General features: G+C 74.1%; 16 protein-coding genes. 8 read left to right on the forward strand and 8 right to left on the reverse strand.

What is annotated here, in order from left to right; all coding sequences use genetic code 11:
* Positions 1–85: 85 nt before the first annotated feature.
* Positions 86–3,256 carry an alpha-mannosidase gene (locus ACFWVC_RS10440; protein ID WP_384281634.1) on the forward strand — a complete coding sequence of 1,057 codons (3,171 nt, stop codon included), beginning with the start codon at positions 86–88 and terminating at the stop codon, positions 3,254–3,256.
* Here ACFWVC_RS10440 and ACFWVC_RS10445 read toward each other — a convergent pair.
* Positions 3,214–4,617 (reverse strand): protein phosphatase 2C domain-containing protein, encoded by a 1,404-nt coding sequence (locus tag ACFWVC_RS10445; RefSeq protein WP_384281637.1) that lies wholly within the window; start codon positions 4,615–4,617, stop codon positions 3,214–3,216. The two genes, ACFWVC_RS10440 and ACFWVC_RS10445, sit on opposite strands and share 43 nt — an antisense overlap.
* A gap of 245 nt (positions 4,618–4,862) precedes the next feature.
* Here ACFWVC_RS10445 and ACFWVC_RS10450 point away from each other — a divergent pair, with 245 nt between their 5' ends.
* The 3 genes from ACFWVC_RS10450 to ACFWVC_RS10460 all read left to right on the forward strand — a co-directional run bounded on the left by ACFWVC_RS10450 (position 4,863) and on the right by ACFWVC_RS10460 (position 8,774).
* A complete protein-coding gene (locus ACFWVC_RS10450) occupies positions 4,863–5,852 on the forward strand; it encodes a helix-turn-helix domain-containing protein (protein ID WP_384281640.1) in 990 nt (329 codons plus the stop codon).
* A gap of 935 nt (positions 5,853–6,787) precedes the next feature.
* A complete protein-coding gene (locus ACFWVC_RS10455) occupies positions 6,788–7,624 on the forward strand; it encodes a polysaccharide deacetylase family protein (RefSeq protein WP_384281643.1) in 837 nt (278 codons plus the stop codon).
* 100 nt (positions 7,625–7,724) lie between these two features.
* Positions 7,725–8,774 carry a LacI family DNA-binding transcriptional regulator gene (locus ACFWVC_RS10460; protein WP_384281646.1) on the forward strand — a complete coding sequence of 350 codons (1,050 nt, stop codon included), beginning with the start codon at positions 7,725–7,727 and terminating at the stop codon, positions 8,772–8,774.
* 24 nt (positions 8,775–8,798) lie between these two features.
* Here the strand turns inward: ACFWVC_RS10460 and ACFWVC_RS10465 are convergent, their stop codons facing one another.
* The 3 genes from ACFWVC_RS10465 to ACFWVC_RS10475 all read right to left on the reverse strand — a co-directional run bounded on the left by ACFWVC_RS10465 (position 8,799) and on the right by ACFWVC_RS10475 (position 10,869).
* Complete coding sequence (locus tag ACFWVC_RS10465) at positions 8,799–9,188, reverse strand: hypothetical protein (protein ID WP_384281962.1); 390 nt, start codon at positions 9,186–9,188, stop codon at positions 8,799–8,801.
* Positions 9,189–9,255: 67 nt separating this feature from the next.
* Entirely contained in the window at positions 9,256–9,696 is a 441-nt protein-coding gene (locus tag ACFWVC_RS10470; protein WP_384281649.1) for a roadblock/LC7 domain-containing protein, read from the reverse strand.
* 66 nt (positions 9,697–9,762) lie between these two features.
* Positions 9,763–10,869: a MarR family transcriptional regulator gene (locus tag ACFWVC_RS10475; protein WP_384281652.1), complete on the reverse strand. Its 1,107-nt coding sequence runs from the start codon at positions 10,867–10,869 to the stop codon at positions 9,763–9,765.
* Between the two features lie 337 nt (positions 10,870–11,206).
* Between ACFWVC_RS10475 and ACFWVC_RS10480 the strand changes: the two genes are divergently transcribed.
* Positions 11,207–11,335 carry a hypothetical protein gene (locus ACFWVC_RS10480; protein WP_384281653.1) on the forward strand — a complete coding sequence of 43 codons (129 nt, stop codon included), beginning with the start codon at positions 11,207–11,209 and terminating at the stop codon, positions 11,333–11,335.
* A gap of 82 nt (positions 11,336–11,417) precedes the next feature.
* Here ACFWVC_RS10480 and rsgA read toward each other — a convergent pair whose 3' ends face one another.
* Positions 11,418–12,539 carry a ribosome small subunit-dependent GTPase A gene (gene rsgA, locus ACFWVC_RS10485; protein ID WP_384281655.1) on the reverse strand — a complete coding sequence of 374 codons (1,122 nt, stop codon included), beginning with the start codon at positions 12,537–12,539 and terminating at the stop codon, positions 11,418–11,420.
* Between the two features lie 237 nt (positions 12,540–12,776).
* Positions 12,777–13,787 (reverse strand): hypothetical protein, encoded by a 1,011-nt coding sequence (locus ACFWVC_RS10490; RefSeq protein ID WP_384281658.1) that lies wholly within the window; start codon positions 13,785–13,787, stop codon positions 12,777–12,779.
* A 316-nt stretch (positions 13,788–14,103) separates the two neighbouring features.
* Here ACFWVC_RS10490 and ACFWVC_RS10495 point away from each other — a divergent pair, with 316 nt between their 5' ends.
* Positions 14,104–14,520: a VOC family protein gene (locus ACFWVC_RS10495; RefSeq protein WP_384281661.1), complete on the forward strand. Its 417-nt coding sequence runs from the start codon at positions 14,104–14,106 to the stop codon at positions 14,518–14,520.
* A 10-nt stretch (positions 14,521–14,530) separates the two neighbouring features.
* Here the strand turns inward: ACFWVC_RS10495 and ACFWVC_RS10500 are convergent, their stop codons facing one another.
* On the reverse strand, positions 14,531–15,211 hold the full coding sequence (locus ACFWVC_RS10500) for a helix-turn-helix domain-containing protein (protein ID WP_384281664.1): 681 nt from the start codon (positions 15,209–15,211) through the stop codon (positions 14,531–14,533).
* Between the two features lie 34 nt (positions 15,212–15,245).
* On the reverse strand, positions 15,246–16,403 hold the full coding sequence (locus ACFWVC_RS10505) for a YihY/virulence factor BrkB family protein (RefSeq protein WP_384281667.1): 1,158 nt from the start codon (positions 16,401–16,403) through the stop codon (positions 15,246–15,248).
* Between the two features lie 18 nt (positions 16,404–16,421).
* On the opposite strand from ACFWVC_RS10505, the gene ACFWVC_RS10510 reads away from it, so the two are divergent.
* Positions 16,422–18,071 carry an acyl-CoA dehydrogenase family protein gene (locus tag ACFWVC_RS10510; protein ID WP_384281669.1) on the forward strand — a complete coding sequence of 550 codons (1,650 nt, stop codon included), beginning with the start codon at positions 16,422–16,424 and terminating at the stop codon, positions 18,069–18,071.
* Positions 18,072–18,427: 356 nt separating this feature from the next.
* Positions 18,428–19,723, forward strand: a complete 1,296-nt coding sequence (locus tag ACFWVC_RS10515; protein ID WP_384281672.1) for a GAF domain-containing protein — start codon at positions 18,428–18,430, stop codon at positions 19,721–19,723.
* Positions 19,724–19,937: the final 214 nt, after the last annotated feature.

A 19,937-nucleotide genomic window follows, 5' to 3' on the forward strand; every position in this document is an offset into this window, starting at 1 on the left:
AAAACCCCGTCCGTCTTCCGGGCGTTACGGGACACCACCGCATTGACGGGGAATCCATCCGGTGAGCCGACCCCGAGGAGTTGAGATGCACGACGACCGACTGCTGGTCGAGGGACGTCTGACCAGGGCGATGGGCCAGTTCATCAGGCCCGCGATCTACGCCGACCGGGTGCCGCTCGCCCTGACGGCGTGGCATGTGGACGGCGAGCCGGTGCCGGTCGGGGAGGCGCTCAAGGCGCTCTCGGACGGCGCCTTCGAGCCCTTCTCCCCCGGTACGCCCTGGGGGCCGCCCTGGTCGACCAGCTGGTTCCGGCTGGAGGGCGCCGTCCCCGCCGGCTGGGCGGGCCGCCGGGTCGAGGCGGTGATCGACCCCGGCTTCGGCAACGACGGGCCGGGCTTCGTGACCGAGGGACTGGTGTACGACGCCGAGGGCGCGCCCGTGAAGGGTGTCCATCCGCTCAATCGTCATGTCCCGGTCGCCTCCCCCGCCAAGGGCGGCGAGCAGGTGCGGCTGCTGCTGGAGGCCGCCGCGAACCCGGCGGTGCTGCGTGACTGGCGGCCCACCCCGCTCGGCGACGTGCGCACGGCCGGCCGCGAACCGCTGTACCGCTTCGACACCGCGGAGCTCGCCGTCCTGGACGAGGACGTCTGGCATCTGGTGCTGGACATCGAGGTGCTCGAAGGGCTCATGCACGAGCTGGACTTCCACGACCCCCGCCGGCACGAGATCCTGCGCTCCCTGGAGGACGCGCTCGACGCCCTCGACCTGCACGACGTCCCCGGCACCGCGGCCGCCGCCCGCGGCGAACTGGCCGAGGCCCTCGCCCGGCCCGCACACGCCAGCGCGCACCGGGTCTCCGCGACCGGCCACGCCCACATCGACTCGGCGTGGCTGTGGCCGCTGCGCGAGACCGTGCGCAAGGCGTCCCGCACCTTCGCCAATGTCACCGCGCTCGCCCGGGACTACCCCGAACTGGTCTTCTCCTGCTCGCAGGCCCAGCAGTACGCCTGGGTCAAGGAGAACCAGCCGGTGGTCTGGCAGCGCATCCAGCAGGCGGTCAGGGCCGGCAACTGGGCACCGGTCGGCTCCATGTGGGTGGAGTCCGACGCCAACATGCCGGGCGGCGAGGCGCTGGCCCGGCAGCTCGTCCACGGCAAGCGCTTCTTCCTGGACGAACTGGGCGTGGAGACCGAGGAGATCTGGCTGCCCGACTCCTTCGGCTACACCGCCGCGTTCCCTCAGCTGGCCCGGCTGGCCGGGGTGCGGTGGTTCCTCACCCAGAAGCTGTCCTGGAACCAGTCGAACAAGATGCCGCACCACACCTTCTGGTGGGAGGGCATCGACGGCACCCGCGTGTTCACCCACTTCCCGCCCGTCGACACCTACAACTCCCAGCTCGACGGCCGTGAACTCGCGCACGCGGTGCGCAATTTCGCGGAGAAGGGCCGGGCCACCCGTTCCCTGGTGCCGTTCGGCTGGGGCGACGGCGGGGGCGGCCCCACCCGCGAGATGCTGGAGCGGGCCCGCCGGCTGCGCTCCCTGGAGGGCTCGCCGCGGGTGGAGATCGAGAAGCCCGCCGCGTTCTTCGCCGCGGCTGAGGCCGAGTACGGGGACCGGGCACCGGTCTGGTCCGGCGAGATGTACCTGGAGCTGCACCGCGCCACGTACACCACGCAGGCGAAGACCAAGCAGGGCAACCGCCGCAGCGAGCACCTGCTGCGGGAGGCCGAGCTGTGGTGCACGGCGGCGGCCCTGGGCGACCCGGAGGGGTACGCGTATCCGTACGAGGACCTCGACCGGTTGTGGAAGACGGTGCTGCTCCACCAGTTCCACGACATCCTGCCCGGCAGCTCGATCGCCTGGGTGCACCGCGAGGCCCGCGACACCTACGCCGAGGTGCGCGAGGAACTGGAGTGGATCATCGCCGGGGCGGTGACCGCCCTCACCGGCACCGGCGCGGAGGACGACCGCGCGCCGGGCGTCCTCAACGCCTCCCCGTACGCGCGCCGCGAGGTCGTGGAGCTCACGGCGGAGGCGCTGGAGGCGCTGCCGCCGGGCACCGTCGCACAGCCGCTGCCGGACGGCGGCGCGGCCGTGGCCGTCGCCGTGCCCGCCCTCGGGGGCGCGGCGGTGGACGGGATCGCGATCGGCGAACCGGTCACCGCCACGCGGGAGGACGGCCTGATCGTCCTGGACAACGGGCTGCTGCGGGTCCGTGTCGACGCCGACGGCCTGCTGTCGTCGGTGCACGACCTGACAGCCGGCCGCGAGGTGCTTGCCCCGGGCGCCCGCGGCAATCTGCTGCAGCTCCACCCCGACCACCCCAACAAGTGGGACGCCTGGGACATCGACCGCCACTACCGCCGCAAGGTCACCGACCTGACGGACGCGGAGTCCGTCGAGCTCGTCGAGCGGGGCCCGCTGCGCGCGGTGGTCCGCGTCGTACGGGCCTTCGGCAGGAGCCGGATCACCCAGGAGCTGTGCCTGACGGCCGGCAGCCGGCGGCTGGACGTCGTGACCGACGCCGACTGGCACGAGTCGGAGAAGGTGCTCAAGGCCGCCTTCCCGCTGGACGTGCTCGCCGACCGCTCCACCGCCGAGATCCAGTTCGGCCATGTGCACCGCCCCACCCACGCCAACACCGGCTGGGACGCGGCCCGTTTCGAGATCTGCGCCCACCGCTGGCTGCACGTCGGCGAGCCCGGCTACGGGATCGCGCTGGTCAACGACTCCACGTACGGCCACGACGCGGCCCGCTCCGGCACGGACACGACGGTACGGCTGACGCTGCTGCGCGCCCCGCACAGCCCCGACCCCGAGACGGACCGGGGCGCCCACCGCTTCACCTACGCCCTGCTCCCCGGCGCGGCCGTCGGCGACGCGGTGGCCGAAGGGCTCGCCCTCAACCTGCCGTTGCGTCCCGCCGCGCAGGCGGAGCCCGTCCGGCCGCCGCTGCGCGTCGGCCACCCGGGGATCACGGTGGAGTCGGTCAAGCTCGCCGACGACCGCTCGGGGGACGTGGTGGTGCGCCTGTACGAGTCCCGGGGCGGCCGAGCCTCCGGCACGCTCACGCCGGGCTTCGCGCTCGCCGGGGCGCGCGTCGCGGATCTGCTGGAGCGGCCGGAGCAGGACGCGCCGCGCGACGGGGACGGCGTCGCGGTGAGCCTGCGCCCCTTCCAGATCCTGACGCTGCGCCTGACGCCGGCGCCGCCTCAGGCGTCCCAGACGGCCATCACGGTGCGGTCGTCGGAGTAGCCCTTGACGCGGGTCCGGGCGTCGCCGAGGAAGGCCGGGAGTCCCGGCGGCTCGGCGGCGCCCCACCGCTCCGCGAGGTGCGCGGCGAGCGCCGGCTCGCCGCGCAGCGGGTCGGCGAGGCCGCCGCTGCACAGCAGCAGCGTGTCGCCGGGGCGGGCGACGGAGGCACGGAAGCGGAAGTCCACGGCCGGACCGTCCTCGGGCTCGGAGGGCTCCCCGGAGCGCAGCGGTTCCAGGTCCTGCCATTCGCCGCCCCGGATGCGGAACAGCCCGCCGTCGCCGACGCCGAAGAACAGCCGGATGCGGCACTCCGGGTCCACGGGCAGCAGCAGGCAGCGCAGGCTCGCGTCGTACTCGGCCGGGTCCAGGCCCAGTTCCTCGCCCCTGGCCCGCAGCCGTCCGCAGCAGCGGTCGGTCAGACGGTGCAGTCCCGACTTGAGGGAGCCGCGCCGCGAGGCCCGGATGTCCTCCGCGAGGCGCGCGTGGCTGCGGCCCACCGCGGAGGCCATCCAGTGGCAGGCGTCGCGGGCGGCGCGGTGGGCGAAGGCGGAGGCGCGCGGGCCGGTGGCGACGGCGAGCAGCAGCAGGGCGTCGTCCCCCGCCCCGAAGCGGGCGGTCAGGACGGCGTCCCGCCGCGGTTCGCCCCGGTAGCGGGCGGAGTCGCCGCGCGTGGAGGCCGTACGCACCGTCAGCACGCCGTATCGGGCGCCGTCCAGGACGGTGTCGGGGACGAGGTCGTCGAGCGCGTCGGGGTCCGCGAGGGGCCAGGCGGTCGGCTCGGGGGCGTAGGTGGGCGGGCCGTCGCCGAGATAGGCGGTGTCGGGGACGGTGGGCGCGGACTCGGCGGCGCCCGGCATGCCGCGTATGTCGGTGGTGCCGGGTATGCGCGCTCCGGGTGCGGTACGGGCCTCCGGGACCCGAACGTCGGGCGGCGCGGGCGAGGCCGGCGGGATGACCGTGGCGCCCTGCCCGGACGCGGGTTCGGCGGGCGCCCAGCCCGGGGGGAGCCCCGGCGCCTCGGGCGCCATCGGCGCGGGCGGGCCCTGGTACTGCCAGGGGCGCGGCGCGGTGCCCGTGGGCGGCGCCGCCGCCTGACGACGCAGGCGCAGGGTGTCGGGAGGTCCGGGGTCGGACTCCGTCCGGTCCGCGTCCGGCTCCGCGGCGGCAGCCCGGCCCGGCGGCCCCGGCTCGGGGTCAGGGGTCGGGGCGGCGTCCTGGTCCTGGCCCAGCGCGCTGACCGCCGACGTGTAGCGGTCGTCGAGCGTGTCGTCCTGCTCGCCGGCACCGGGATCGGGCCGGCCGTACAACTGCCGCCACCACTCGTCTTCTTGGCGGCGGTCCGTCTCCCCCTGCTGGCTCATGCCCCTATTGTCCACCGGCAGCGGCACGGCGGAACAGACTTCGGGCACGCCGGCGGTCCGACGGGCGGCCGGCCCCCTCCTCGGGCCGCACGTCGGACGATCCAGTGGGGACACCTTGCCAGGACAGGGGTTCGAACAGGGATGATGGCGGGCGGCGGGATTACGCCATGGCTCATTCCCGCCATTGCCGCGTGTTGTCCACGACCGCTCCGGGGCGCCCGGGGAAACCGGGGAAAGGGGTGCCCGTGCTCGGTGCCATTGGGCTGGATGATGCCCAGGAGGCGGTCTACCGCGCCCTCGTGGGCCTGGGAGCCGCCGAGGTCGTCGATCTGTCGCACCGGCTCGGGCGGCCCGACGAGGAGACCGCCGGAATACTGAGACGGCTGGAGCGGCAGGGGCTGGTCGCGCAGTCCTCCGCCGGCTCCGGCCGCTGGGTTGCCGCGCCGCCCAGCGTCGCGCTCGGCGCGCTGCTGACCCAGCGGCGGCACGGTCTGGAGCAGGCCGAGATGACCGCCGCCGTGCTCGCTCAGGAGTACCGCGCCGAGGCGGCCGAACCCTCCGTGCACGACCTGGTGGAGGTCGTCACCGGCGCGAGCGCGGTGACGCACCGCTTCGCGCAGCTCCAACTGGGCGCGGAGAAGGAGGTCTGCGCCCTCGTCACGGGCACCCCGATGGTGGTCAGCGGCACGGACAACACCGCCGAGGAGAGCGCCGTCGAACGCGGGGTCCGGTTCCGCGTGGTCATCGAACGGGAGGTGATGAGCGGGCCCGACGGCATCGCCGAGATCACCGCCGCCCTCAGCCGCCAGGAGGAGGTCCGCGTCGTCGACCGGGTGCCCACCAAGCTCGTCGTCGCGGACCGCTCGCTGGCGATGGTGCCGCTGGGCCGCAACTCGGCGGGACCGGCGGCGCTCGTCGTGCACGGCAGCGGACTGCTGGACTCCCTGATGGGGCTCTTCGAGAGCGTGTGGCGCGAGGCGCTGCCGATCCGCCTCGACCCCGGCGGCGCGCCGGAGGAGGAGTCGCCCGACGGGCCGGACGCGGTGGACCTGCGGATCCTCTCGCTCCTGCTGGCCGGGCTCACCGACGCGAGCGCCGCCAAGCAACTCGGCCTCGGCCTGCGGACGGTCCAGCGCCGCGTCAAGCACCTGATGGAACTCGCCGACGTCACCACCCGCCTGCAACTGGGCTGGCACGCCTACGAACGCGGCTGGGTCGCCCGCACCCCCGGCTGACGGGGCTTCCCGCCCGCGGCACCGTGACGCGGTCCCGCGGGCCGTCGCCACGGCGGCCGTGCCCGTCGTCGCGCAGCTGCTGCGACGCCGGGCCCGCTGCGGGCTCAGCAGCCTCCGACGTTGCCGCCCCGGAACGCGCAACAGGCCCGTGCGCCGCGCACATCGCCGCGGCTGACCGTCCCGGGCGCAGGCATCCCCCCACCGACGGCTCCACGTCAGCAACGCCCGAACGCCCGGCACCAAGGCCCCGTCCGGGGGCCTGCCCGCCCGGCACCTCGCCGCGGCTGACCGGCCGCGGGCCCGGGCCCGCGGCCATCCGCCCGCCAACGGGCGCGCCTACGGCGTGCGGCGAACCGAAGCCCCTTCCACATCGCGCCCGCAAGCCGGACGCCAACCGGTACCGCGGGAACGGGGCTCCATCACAGCACGGCGCGGGCCGCAGGCCTGTCGTCCGCGAGCCGGGACCCCCAGGACCCGCGACGCGCCCGTACCCCCGCCGACAGGCCCGCGTCACGGCCGTTCCTCCGCGGGCACGCGCTGCTCGCCCACGAAGCGGCGCGCCGAGACCCGGCGCCAACCGGCCCCGCCGACGGACCCGTTCAACGCGGCAGCGGGCCCACGGTCCGCAGACCGGCAGCCCGGGACGCGCGACGGGCCCGGACGCCGGGCGCGACAATCCCCGCACCGCGGCAGCGGCACCGGCACCGGCACCGGCACCGGCACCGGCACATCGTGGCCGACGAGTCACGCACGGACGACGGAATACCCGCGGCCAACCAGGACGGACCGGTCCGCGCGTGCCGGGAGGGCTGCGCGGAGCGTCGCCGTCCTCCGGCGGAATCGTCCGGGATCCGTAACAGGCGGATCCCGGACCGCCCGCGCTCCGTCCTCACCTGTGCACGAGCGGTTCGGAAGACACAGGGAGCGGGGCGGACATGGTGTGGAGCGGAATACGGGGGACGAACGGGCGCGTGGTGGCGGCAGCCATCGGCGTGGCGGCCGTGACGGCGGTGGTGTCGGCGTGGACCGCCCAGGCCGGGCCCGCCGGCGACCGGGCGGCCGCCGCCGCACCCCCCGCGTCCGCGAAGCCCTCCGTGACGGCCAAGCCCGCGCCCCACCCCATACCGGGGCAGACCTCCGTACCGGACGGGCAACTCCCCGCCCCGCTCGTCAACATGGACATCGCACACGCTTCGGACAAGGGCTCCCGGGGTGTGAACATCACCATCGACGACGGCCCGGACCCCACCTGGACCCCGCAGATTCTCCAGGTGCTCGAGGACAACGGCGTGAAGGCGACCTTCTGCATGGTCGGCACTCAGGCCCAGGCGCACCCCGACATGGTGAAGGCCGTGGTCGCCGCCGGGCACCGGCTGTGCGACCACACCGTCTCCCACGACACGACGATGAACACCAAGCCGCGCGCCTATCAGGCCAAGGAGATCCTGGACGCCGAGCGCATGATCACCGAGGCGTCGGGGGGCGTCAAACCGCTCTACTACCGTGCCCCGGGCGGCGCCTTCACCCCGTACAGCCGTCAGCTCGCCGCTTCGCGCGGCATGCGCCCGCTGGGCTGGAACGTGGACTCCGAGGACTTCAAGCGGCCGGGCACGGCCACATTGGTCGGCACCGTCAAGAGCGAGATCGCCAACGGCCCGACCGTGCTCTTCCACGACGCGGGCGGCGACCGCGGCCAGACCGTTGAGGCGTTGCGCCAGATCCTGCCGTGGCTCAAGCAGCAGGGATACGTCTTCGGCTTCCCCGTTCGCTGACGCGCCGTCACTCGCGCGACAAGGCCCGCGAGCTGGGACGGAGGGCGCTCACCCCCTCACGGGGAGGGCTACGCTGTTGCCGTCCCGAGAGGAGCTCCCGTTGCCCGACCAGATCTCCACGCCGCGCCCCACGCTGGAAGCCGTCGCCGAGCGGGCCGGGGTCTCCCGGGCCACCGTCTCACGGGTGGTGAACGGCGGGCACGGGGTGCGCGAGGTCCTGGTCGAGAAGGTCCGCCGGGCCGTCGAGGAACTGGGTTACGTGCCCAACCAGGCGGCCCGTTCGCTGGTCACCCGGCGGACGGGGGCGGTCGCGGTGATCGTGGCCGAGCCGGAGACCCGGGTCTTCGCGGACCCCTTCTTCGCCGAGCAGTTGCTCGGCATCAGCCGGGAACTGGGCGTCCACGACTCGCAGCTCGTCCTGCTGCTGGTGGAGGGCACCGCCGACTACGACCGGGTCGGCCGCTATCTCGCGGGCGGTCACGTCGACGGCGCCCTGGTCTTCTCCCTGCACGCCGAGGACCCGCTGCCCGGCATCATCCGGCGGATCGGCCTGCCCACCGTCTTCGGCGGCCGTCCCGGCTGGCCGGGAGCGGACGGCGACCGCGACATCCTCTACGTCGACTCCGACAACCGCGGCGGCGCGCGGGAGGCCGTGGGCCACCTGGTCTCCCTGGGCCGGGAGCGCATCGCGACCATCACCGGACCGCTCGACCAGACCGCCTCCGTCGACCGGCTCGACGGCTACCGCGACGTCCTGCCGGCCGCCGATCCGCGGCTGGTCGCGGGGGGCGACTTCTCCGCCACCGGCGGCGGGCGGGCCATGTCCGAACTCCTGGGGCGGGCCCCGGACCTGGACGCCGTCTTCGTCGCCTCCGACCTCATGGCCACCGGCGCCCTGCGGGTCCTGCGCGAGCACGGCCGCCGGGTGCCGGAGGACGTGGCGGTCGTCGGCTTCGACGACATGGCCTCGGTGGCCGGGCCCGCCGACCCTCCGCTGACGACGGTCCGTCAGGAGATCGAGGAGATGGGCCGGCTGATGGTGCGGCTGCTGCTGCGCGTTCTGGTCCGCCGCTCGGAGGAGGGCGGCGGCGGCCCTCCGCTGTCCTCCGTCGTCACGCCGACCAGGCTGGTGCGGCGGGCCACGGCCTGACCCGCCGCACCCGCCGCGCCGGGCTCAGTACTCCCCTTGCTCCTTCATCACCCGGCGGGCCTGGGCGAAGAGCATGCCGACATTGACCGAGCGACGGCAGACGACGACCGCGACGATGTCCTCGTGGGTGTTGTTGCGCAGGAACAGGTGGGTGAGGTTCTCGCTGTTGACGAGGATCTCCTGGAAGTAGTGCTGGTCGGAGGTGACTCCGCGGCGCTCCTTGAAGACGTCCTCGATCATCACCACCGTGCGGCCCTGGAACAGGTCGAGGGTCGCGGCGGCCAGCAGGTCCAGTACCTCCGGGGGATGGCTGTCGACGGTGTCGACGGACAGCAGCATGCCGGTCGCCATGTCGACCACGCCGGCGGCGAGGCATTCGGGGACCTCCTGCCGCAGGTTCTTCACCAGCATCATGATCTGATCGGCCATGTTCGTGCTCGGGCGCTTTCCGGTGGTGCTCACAGCACTCCTTCTTCGGGGGTCATCCGAGGACTCGCTCGGGGTCGGGCACGGGCTCGACGACGGACTCGGGGCCGGTGGCGGGTTCGGAATCGGGTCGCAGGAGGATCGCCGCGATCCGCTCGATCGCGGTCCGGGCCTCCACGTGGAGCTGGGGGACGTTCATCCCCTCGTCGCCCACGACGATCAGCAGGGCGGTGTCGTCCACCGCGTAGACGGCGGTGTAGCCGCCGCTGCTGCAGGTCACGGTCCTGCGCAGGGAGCCGCGCAGGGCCGCGGACGCGATCCGCTGGGACAGCCCGAGGCTGGCGGCGGCCAGCGCGGCCAGGCCGTTGGGATCGATGGCGTCCTCGGTGTCGGCGGCGATCAGCAGGCCGTCGACCGCCGCCACGACGGTGTCGGTGATGCCGACCACCTGGTCCCGCAGAGCGCGCATCTCGGCGACCAGGGCGTCATGATTCATGCACGTGCACCTCCTTGAATTCGTTGCGGAATGGATGATGTGCCGTCAGTGCCCCGCGAATTGACGTCAGGGGGAATCCGGCCGGCCCCGTCCCCGCGGCCGGAGAAATCCCTTCCAGCCCGAAGGCGGGCGGGATGCCTCCAGCGCTTCGTGGATTCCACTGGCCCCCGGGCGGCGGCGCGGCAGTCCGTCCTCGGTGACGGCCATCGGCCCCGGGACGGGACCGCACGCGGCCGGGGGGACGGGCGGGTACGGCGCCGGATCGGGGGCGGGGCCGGCGTCGGGGAGAGGAGCCGGGTCCAGATCCGGGACGGGGGCAGGGTCCGGGTCGCGGTCGGGGAGAGAAGCCGGGTCAGGGGCCGGAGCGGATTCGGGCGCGGGCGGGGGCGCGAAGGGCCTGGGGACGGGCACGGAGGCGGGGACGGGCGCGGACACGGTCTCCACCAGCCCCTCGGCCCGCATCCGGGAGACCTCGACCGTGACGGTGTAGACCCCGCGGCCCAATTGGAAGGCGATGTCCCGGGGGCTTCGGCGGCCGTTGGCGCACTCCAGGATGTCCCGCCGGACGGCGGGCAGCGTCTCCTCGTCGCCGGCGGCGACGAGCGCGATCACCCGGTCGCGGTCGGGGGAGACCGGGTGGGGCAGGGAGGCCAGTGCCGCGATCCGCCTGCCCGCCTCGACCAGCAGTTCCTCGGGTTCGACGCCGCGTCCGACGGCCGGCGCGAGGGCGGGCACCGGGTCGTCGGGCCGCGCCGGGTCGAGGACGCAGTTCTCCAGCCGGCCGGCCAGGACGGCGAAGACCGCGTCCTGGGCGGCCATCATGTGGATCACCTGGAACTCGGCGTTGCCGAGCCGTCCGGCGCCGGCGAACGCGACTCCGGGCCAGGCACCGGTGGCGGCCGCGTCGTGCGCGGCGCCCCACTCGGCCTCGTCGATGCGGCCGGAACGCAGCAGCAGTGTGCCCACCCCCGGGGAGCCGGGGCTCTCCACGGCGACGACCGCGCCGCCGAGCAGATGGAAGGCGCCGCCGGGGCTGCCCTGCACTCTCAGCACGCCGCTGACCCCCTCGTCCCGGCATCTGGCCAGCGCGCGGCCGAGCAGATCGTGGGCGGCATTCCGGGTGGGCACGGAACCGGGCGGTGCCGAGGTCATCGCTCCCCTTGCTGCGCGCATGCGGGCATTCCGACAGGGCGCCGAAATGCCGTACGCGTGCACGATCAATCGCGCCTGGGGGTAATTCCTATCAGCGCCCGGCGGGACCCCTCGGGGATTCCCAGGAGATGGCCACGGAAGAGTATTTGAGTATTTTCGCTGCCACTATCGTGCACATCCGCGACCGTTCCTGTGGCATGTGCGCGGAGCGGCCCTCCCCCGGCCCGGGACGTCAAGAGGGCTGCGGGTTCAGTGAGTTGACCCGCATCACGTGTGGGACGGCCCGGTCACGGGAAGGTCACGGGCAGACAGCGAAGGCAAAGACGCGGTAAACGCGTCCGTACGGGCTGGAGGAGCCATGGTCTACACGATCGTCCTCGGCGTCGTGATCGTCGCGCTCGGCCTCGGCAGTATCGTCTACACCTTCTGGCACGAGGGCAGTCCGCTGACCCTGCGCCGCCGGCACCGGCACAACGGCGCCGGATGACCACCGGCCCGGCTCCCAGGGGGGAGCCGGGCCGGACGTCGGCACACCGAGCGCACGTGCTCAAGTGCTCAATGCAGCGAGCTCAGTACACCTTGCGGTGCCCGCCGCCGCGCTTGCGTTCGTACATCTCCCGGCCCGCCGCCGAGCGTTGCTTCCACTCACGGCGCATCTCGGCGCGCAGCCGCGCGTCGGTACGGGAGGCGATCCAGGCGTTCTCGCGCAGCAACTTGCGGTAGCTGTCGAGCCGTCGGTACGCCAGGGAGCCGTCCTCCAGCGCGGCGAGGACCGCGCAGCCGGGCTCGGCGGTGTGCGAGCAGTCCTGGAAACGGCACCGCCCGGCCAGGTCCTCGATGTCGGAGAAGGCCTGGGTGAGCCCCGCGTCGGCGTCCCACAGCCCGACCCCGCGCAGTCCCGGGGTGTCGATGACCACCCCGCCGCCGGGCAGTGGCAGCAGGTCGCGGGTGGTCGTGGTGTGCCGCCCCTTGCCGTCGCTGTCGCGGATGGCCTGCACCTCCTGGGCCTCACGGCCCAGCAGCGCGTTGGTCAGCGTGGACTTGCCCGCGCCCGACTGCCCGAGCAGCACGGACGTGACGCCTGCCAGCGCCTGTGCCAACTCCGCGACCCCGTCGCCGGTCGCGGCGCTCACGACGCGCACGTCCACTCCCGGCGCGGCGGACCTCGCGTCGGCCAGCAGATAGGTGGTGTCGGGGACGAGGTCGGCCTTGGTGAGGACGACCATCGGCTGCGCACCGCTGGTCCACGCCAGGGACACGAAGCGTTCCAGCCGGCCGAGGTCCAGCTCCGCGGCGATCGACACCGCGATGACCGCGAAGTCGACGTTGGCGGCCAGGACCTGGCCCTCGGACCTCTTGGAGGAGGTGGAGCGGACGAAGGTGGTGCGGCGCGGCAGCAGGGCCCGTACCGCCGGCCCGGTGACCGGCGTGGTGTCGACGGCGGCCCAGTCACCGGTGCACGCGACCCGCATCGGGTCGCGGGTGAAGACGTCCTCGGTGTCGGCGCGCACGGTCACGGTGCCGTCGGCGCCGCCGGGGACGACGACGTCGCACAGTCCGCGGTCGACGCGGACCACACGACCGGGGAGCAGGCCCCGCTCCGCGTGGGGAGCGAAGGCGGAGTCGAGCAGGGAGTCCCAGCCGTAGGCGACGAGCGCGGTGGACGGCTGCGGGACGGTTCCGTTCTTCAACGGGAGAAGCCCTTCGGGAGGGCGGTCGCGCGCGGCTGCGCCGTCAGGGCGTACGGGACGTCGGGACGGGCGCGGTCAGCCGAGGACCGCCGAGGTGGGGTTGATGGTCTTGCGGATGCGGGCAGCGCCCGGCGCAGTGACAGTCATCGCTCCAACACCTCCTCGATCGCTCACGGTCCGACGGCGAAACCCTAGCCCGGCCCCCCGGAGGGCGCGCAACTCGTTTTCCGCGCCCTCTCAGACGGTCTCGGAGTAACGCTCCCCCGCATACGCCCGGAGTACCGGGACGACCGCCTCCGCGCCGCCGGGCAGGCGGTCCAGCCGGACCAGGGCATAGGCCTGGTGGCCGTCGACCAGGTAGCTGGCGTTGGAGCCGGGCCGTGTGCCCGGCAGGGGCCACACCACGAGCCAGGGCCGCTTGTCGGTGGTCGCCCGCGACTCGCCGACCGTGACGGCCGCGATGTCCGGCCAGGCGAAGTGCTGTTCGTCCTCGGTGACCTCGCGCATGCTGATCCCGGCGGGGCCGATCCGCAGCCGCAGCGGCTTGCGCCAGCGGAAGTAGGAGCGGCCGGCGAGGCACCAGCAGCCGATGGCGCCCAGCGGCCCGAGCGCGGCGAAGGGCTCGGGGCCCACGATACGGCCGTGGACCAGCTCCCAGAACGAGTAGGTGAAGACGACGGCCGGCGCCGCCCAGACCAGGGCCCAGGTGCCGGACCGCCCCGCGTGGACGAAGACCTGTTCCCCGCCCGGCACGCTCCGTTCGGGCCCCGACACGGTCACCGGGATCGGCGGGCGCACGGCGCGCGGCGCCGTCTCGAAGCGGGCGCCGGCGTTCCCGGCGAGGGCGGTCGTCACCTCGGTGACGCTCTGGTCCAGGTCCTCGCAGTCCACGAGGGTGTAGCGGGTCCGGCCGTCCCACGTGCGGTCCGCCTTCCGCGGCAGCGTCACGCCGGGCATCGTCCACAGCGTCAGCCGCGGCTTGGGCGGCGTCGTCTCCTCGCTGTTCTCGCCGGTGTTGGGGACGTGCCACAGCGCGACCGCCTCGATCTGCTCCCACGCGAGCTCCGCGTCGTGCAGCGTGATCCCGAACCCGTCGATCCGCAGCCGGAAGGGCCGCCGCGCCTTACGCAGGTCCTGCCAGCCCCTGAATACCGCCAGCAGCGACAGGGCCATGAGGATCAACGGCGCCGAGACACTGCCGGCGCCGCCCAACGCGGCGACCAGCCAGACCAGGCCGCCCGCCGTCACGACGGTCCCCCCTGCGCACCACCGCCGGCCGCGTCTTCTCAGCGTCCGCTCGACCGTGAATTCCACTGCTCCCTACCCCCTTTGTCATCCCCGCCCAGCACTCATCATGCGGCCCCGCCTGCGCGGCTCCCAGCCCCGCCGACCCGGTGGTTGCCCAACCGTGACGCCCACGGGACAACGCCTCCCGTCGGCCGCTCCCCCACCCCCGGCCGTTCACCGACGCGCCGCCGTCCGGTGCGCCTGCCGGCGGGGCCGGGAGGCGCAGGCGTCCGATTCGTTCAAGACGACGGGCGGGAGGGCTGCGTACGGTGGCGGCATGACGGTACGTATGGGACTGATCGAGATCGTGGTCGCCGACATGGCGGCGTCGCTGGCGTTCTACCGGCGGCTGGGGCTGGAGATCGCGGAGGGGGTGGAGGGGGAGCCGCACGTGGAGGCGGAGTTGTCCGGGGGGTTGCGGATCGCCTGGGACACCCAGGAGACGATCCGGTCCTTCGACCCGCAGTGGACGGTCCCGGGACGCGGCGGGCACGGGATGGCGCTGGCGTTCGCGTGCGACGGCCCTGCTTTCGCGTGCGACGGCCCTGCTGAGGTGGACGCGGTGTTCGCGGAGCTGACGGGGGCCGGGTACGAAGGGCACCTCAAGCCCTTCGACGCGGTGTGGGGGATGCGGTACGCGACCGTGCGCGACCCGGACGGCAACGCGGTGGACCTGTACGCGCCGCTGTCCTAGTTCTCGGGGACTACCGCGCCAGGAGCCGGCCCAGCGGGACCCCGGCGAGGGCGCGGACGTCCCGGGCCAGGTGGGCCTGGTCCGCGTAGCCGGCGCGGCCGGCGAGCTCGGCGAAGGGCAGCCCGCGACGGGCCAGGCGCAGGGCGCGCTGGAGGCGCAGGATGCGGGCGAGGGTCTTGGGGCCGTAGCCGAAGGCGTCCAGGCAGCGGCGGTGCAGTTGCCGTTCGCTGACGCCGAGGGCCGCGGCGACGTCGAGCACCCGGGTGCCCGCGGCGAGGCCGGCGGCCGTTTCGCTCGCGTACGGGACCGGGCGCCGCGGCGGGCGGCGCAGGACGGCGGCCTCCAGGGCCGCGCCGGGGTCGGCGGCCGCCGCCACGCGCTCGGTCAGGCGGCGTGCGTCGGCGCCGGGCCAGAGCGCGTCCAGCGGCACACGGCGGTCCCGCAGTTCGTGAGCGGGCGCCTCGAGCACGGCCGGCCCGGCCCCGGGCGCGAAGCGGAGCCCGGCGTAGCGGGTGCCGGGCGGGCTCTCGGCGAGGTGGGCGCGGGTGTCGGGCCCTGCGGCGAAGAGCCCGGTGTCCTCGCCCCAGATGAGGTCGGTGCAGCCGTCGGGCAGCACCCGGGCCGCCTCGGCGTCCGCTGTCCTGGTCCACAGCACGGCGCCGGGGACAAGGGAGGCGCGTTCCCGGTACATGCCCCCAGGATGGCACCGACCTCGGACAGCGGGCTCACGGCGCGGTCGGGGGCCCGCCCTTCCCCTGCGGGCGGCGGCCGCGCAGCCGGCCCCTGACGTCTTCGGGCGGCAGGAAACCGGCCCAGCGCTCGGGGAATTCGGCGGGCGGGTCCTCGGGGCCGACCTCGTCGTCGGGAGCGTCGTCGAAGGCGGCCCGGCGTGCGGCGGCCTCGGCGAGCCGGTCGGCGGCCTGGCGCTGTCGTACCCAGGCGTTCTTCTCCCGTGCCGCGGCGGTCTCGATGGACGGCCACACCCGGTCGATCGCGGCGTTGACCGCCGCGCCGACGAGCACCGCGAAGGCGGAGACGAAGATCCACAGCAGGACGGCGACGGGCGCCGCCAGCGATCCGTAGATGGTCGGCCCCTCGACGGTGTGCGTGAGGTAGATGCGCAGCACGAAGCTGCCGAGGACCCACATCAGCAGGGCGACGGCGGCCCCGGGCATGTCCTCGTACCAGGGCGACCGGACCGGCACGGACACGTGGTAGAGCGTGGTGAGGAAGGTGATCGACAGCAGCAGCACCACCGGCCAGTACAGGATGCGGATGACCCATTCGCTCCACGGCAGGAAGGCCACGACCGCGTCCGGGCCGACGACCAGCAGCGGCATCACGACGGCGCCGATGACCAGGGCGACGATGTACAGCAGCAGCGCCAGCAGCCGGGTCTTGACGATGCCCCGTATGCCTTCCAGCCCGTACATGATCGTGATGGTGTCGACGAAGACGTTCAGGGCTCGCGACCCCGACCACAGGGCGATGACGAAGCCGATGGAGATCACGTCGGGCCGGCCGCCGCCGAAGACGTCGTCGACCAGCGGCCGCATCAGCTGATCGACGCCCTTGTCCGACAGGACGGTGGCCGCCGCGGTGAGGATGTTGCGGCGGATGTTGTCGATGGTGTCCGTGCCGATGACATCGTCCACGTACCCGATGGCGCCGACGAGGCCGAGCAGGAGGGGCGGCAGGGACAGCAGGACGAAGAACGCCGCCTCGGCGGCGAGCCCCGTGACGCGGTACTCCAGGCAGGAGTTGACCGTGTCCTTGAGCAGCAGCCAGCCGACCTTGCGTTTGGAGACGTTCCGGTAGAGGGCCCGCGCCTGGAGAAGCCGCCCCTTCCGGGGCCGCTCGGGTGTTTCATCTGCTGCCTGCACGCGCCTACGGTAGCTGTCATGAGTGCCCCCACACACACCGTGACCAACCAGCCCCCGCCGCTGGTCGGGTATGACGTGTACGCCGCCGACGACGCCCTCGTGGAGGGGGTCGCCCGGCACGCCGCGCCCGAGCGCCGGCAGGAGATCGACCAGGAGCTGGGCGAGATCGGCCGGTCGGCCGGCTCGGCCCAGGCGCAGGCGTGGGGGCAGGAGGCGAACACGTACTCCCCCGTGCTGCGCACCCACGACCGCTACGGCAACCGCATCGACGAGGTGGACTTCCATCCGTCCTACCACCGGCTGCTGGGCCGGGCGGTCTCGTCGGGGCTGACCGACGCCTGGTCGCGCCCGGACGGCCACCTGCGGCGCGCGGCGGGGTTCCTCGTGTGGTCGCAGGTCGAGCAGGGGCACGGCTGCCCCGTCTCGATGACGCACGCGGCGGTGCCCGCCCTGCGGGCCGATCCGGCGCTGGCGGCGGAGTGGGAGCCCCGGCTGGGGTCGCGGATCTACGATCCGGAGCTGCTGGCACCGGGGCGGAAGCCGGGCGCGCTGTTCGGGATGGGCATGACCGAGAAGCAGGGCGGCTCGGACGTGCGCGCGAACACCACGCGGGCGGAGCCGCTCGCCGAGGAGGGCGCCTATCTGCTCACCGGGCACAAGTGGTTCTGCTCGGCACCGATGTCGGACGGCTTCCTGGTGCTCGCCCAGGTGACCGGGTCCGCCGGCGACGGCGGCCTGACCTGCTTCCTGCTGCCCCGCGTCCTGCCGGACGGCTCGCGCAACGTGTTCCGCATCCAGCGGCTGAAGGACAAGCTGGGCAACCGCTCCAACGCCTCGTCGGAGGTGGAGTTCGACGGCACCTGGGCGCGCCGGGTCGGCGAGGAGGGGCGCGGGGTGGCGACCATCATCGAGATGGTGGCGGCCACCCGGCTGGACTGCGCGATCGGCTCGACGGCGGTCATGCGGCAGGCGGTGGCGCAGGCGGTCCACCACACCGCGCACCGCAGCGCCTTCGGCGGTCCGCTGATCGACAAGCCGCTGATGCGCAACGTCCTGGCGGATCTGGCGCTGGAGTCGGAGGCCGCGACGACGACCGTGCTGCGGCTCGCGGCGGCGTACGACGCGGACACCGAGCAGGAGCGGCACTTCCGGCGGCTGGCGGTGGCCGTGTCCAAGTTCTGGATCACCAAGCGCTGCCCCGCGGTGGCGGCCGAGGCGCTGGAGTGCCTGGGCGGCAACGGCTACGTGGAGGAGTCCGGCATGCCGCGGCTGTTCCGCGAGTCGCCGCTGAACTCGGTGTGGGAGGGCTCCGGCAACGTCCAGGCGCTGGACGTGCTGCGGGCGCTGCAGAGGGAGCCGCAGGCGCTGAACGCCTTCCTCGGGGAGCTCGGGCTGGCGCGGGGCGCGGACCACCGGCTGGACGGGGCGATCAAGTCGCTGCTGACCGAACTCGCCGATCTGGAGGGCATCGAGGGGCGGGCGCGACGGGTCGTGGAGCGGATGGCGCTGGTGCTGCAGGGCTCCCTGCTGGTGCGCTTCGCACCGGCGGAGGTCTCGGACGCCTTCTGCGCCTCCCGGCTCGGCGGCGACTGGGGGGCGACCTTCGGGACGCTGCCGCGCGGCCTGGACCTGGAGGCCGTGGTCGAGCGGGCACGCCCGGTGGTGTGAAGCGCGGGCGCGGCGGCGGTCTTCCGTTCCCGGTGGAAGGACCGGTAGAACGGAAGAAACGATCCGCCGCCGCGCCGCGCGGAAGGTGGTGCCGCGCCGACTCGGCACCACCCCCGGTCTCCAACCTCACCGTCGCACGGATGGCGTTCCGTGCGAGTGGCGTGATGCGCCGTCACTGTCCGTCGGGCGCGTGCATATTCGCAACCGTTGCAGACCGTTGCAAGCCATTGGCCGGATATGCCGCCGGAGCACCCCCCGCGGCGGCACCATATGCACAGGGTGTGGTCGCCAATGCGCCATCGCGATCACTGCCGGGCGCACAGCGCACACCAGCGCACACGCACGCGGGGAGCACCATGAGCCAGGTTCCGTTCGACTCCGGGTCGTTGTCGGCACAGTCGGCCCAGGACACGCGCCGCTCGGCACGGATGCTGGGCGGGATGAGGGAAGCCGCGCTGGGCGGTGGCGGGAAGGCCGCCGCCACGGTCCCGCGGCCGATCATCCAGGACTCCTGGCGGCGTGCCCTGGATCTCGGCGTCGACCCCGACAACGGCAGTCACAACGCGATGCTGACGGCGGACGAGATCGAGCAGCGCCGGCGCCGCACGCCGCTCGTCGAGGTGATGCCGGCGCTGCGCGACGGGCTGGTCTCGGTGGCCGACGAGGCCCGGCACATCATGGTCGTCACCGATCCCGAGGGCCGGGTGCTGTGGCGCGACGGCAGCGTCGCGGTCCGCAAGAGCGCGGACCGGCTGGGCTTCGCCGAGGGTGCGTCCTGGGCCGAGGACACGGTGGGCACGAACGCGATCGGCACCGCCCTGGTCGCCGGGCGCCCGGTGCAGGTGCACCAAGCCGAGCACTTCGTAAGGGAGTTGCACCAGTGGACCTGCGCGGCGGCGCCGCTGCACGACCCGCGCGACGGGCGGCTGCTCGGCGCGGTCGATGTCAGCGGACCGGCGGCCACCGTGCACCCGGCGATGCTGTCGCTGGTCACGGCGGTGACCAAGGTCGCCGAGGGCGAACTGCGTTCCCGGCACTGGGCGGCGGTCGACCGGCTGCGCTCGGTCGCGGCGCCGCTGCTGGCCCGGATGTCCGGCCGGGCGGCGGTCGTCGACCCCAACGGCTGGACCGCCGCCGTCACCGGCATGCCGGCGGTCGAGCGGATCACCCTGCCCGCCTCGCCGGGCGCCGGGACCACCTGGGTGCCCTCGCTCGGCCTGTGCACCCTGGATCCGCTGCCCGGCGGCTGGCTGGTGCGGGTCCGCGGCGGCGCGGAGGACCGGACGGTGCCGGGCCGGGTGGTGCTGGACGTGAGCCGCCCCCGCTCGTGGAGCGTCACCGTCTCCGGCGGCGCGGGCGGCTGGTCGCAGGAGCTCAGCCCGCGCCACGCCGAGCTGCTGTTCGTCCTCGCCCTGCACCGGGCCGGGCGAAGTGCCGCCGAGCTGGCGGGTGATCTGTTCGGCGACCCCACGCGCACGGTCACCGTCCGCGCGGAGATGTCCCGCCTGCGCCGCACGCTCTCCGGTGTCCTCGACCACCGGCCGTACCGTTTCGCCGACGGGGTCGAGGTCGAACTCCTGCGCCCGGCGCACCCCGCCGACCTGCTGCCGCACTCGGCGGCCCCGGCGGTCCGCGCGGCGCGTCCCGCGTGACCGCGGGGCGACCGGCCCACCGGCAGTGCCCCGGCCCCACGCCTTCGGCCCCGTGGGAACGCACGGCGCACTGCCTCGCCCGCAAGCAGCAGGCGCGACGTTCCGGCTCCGCGTACGCGCCCCGGCATCCTGGACCGCCGGCCCCGTGTACGCGCCACGTCGCCGACGGCTGCCTCCCTCTCGCGACCCCGCGAGTTCCCGAGGCACGCTGAGC

It is taken from the genome of Streptomyces sp. NPDC058691 (assembly GCF_042714775.1).
Lineage (GTDB): Bacteria > Actinomycetota > Actinomycetes > Streptomycetales > Streptomycetaceae > Actinacidiphila.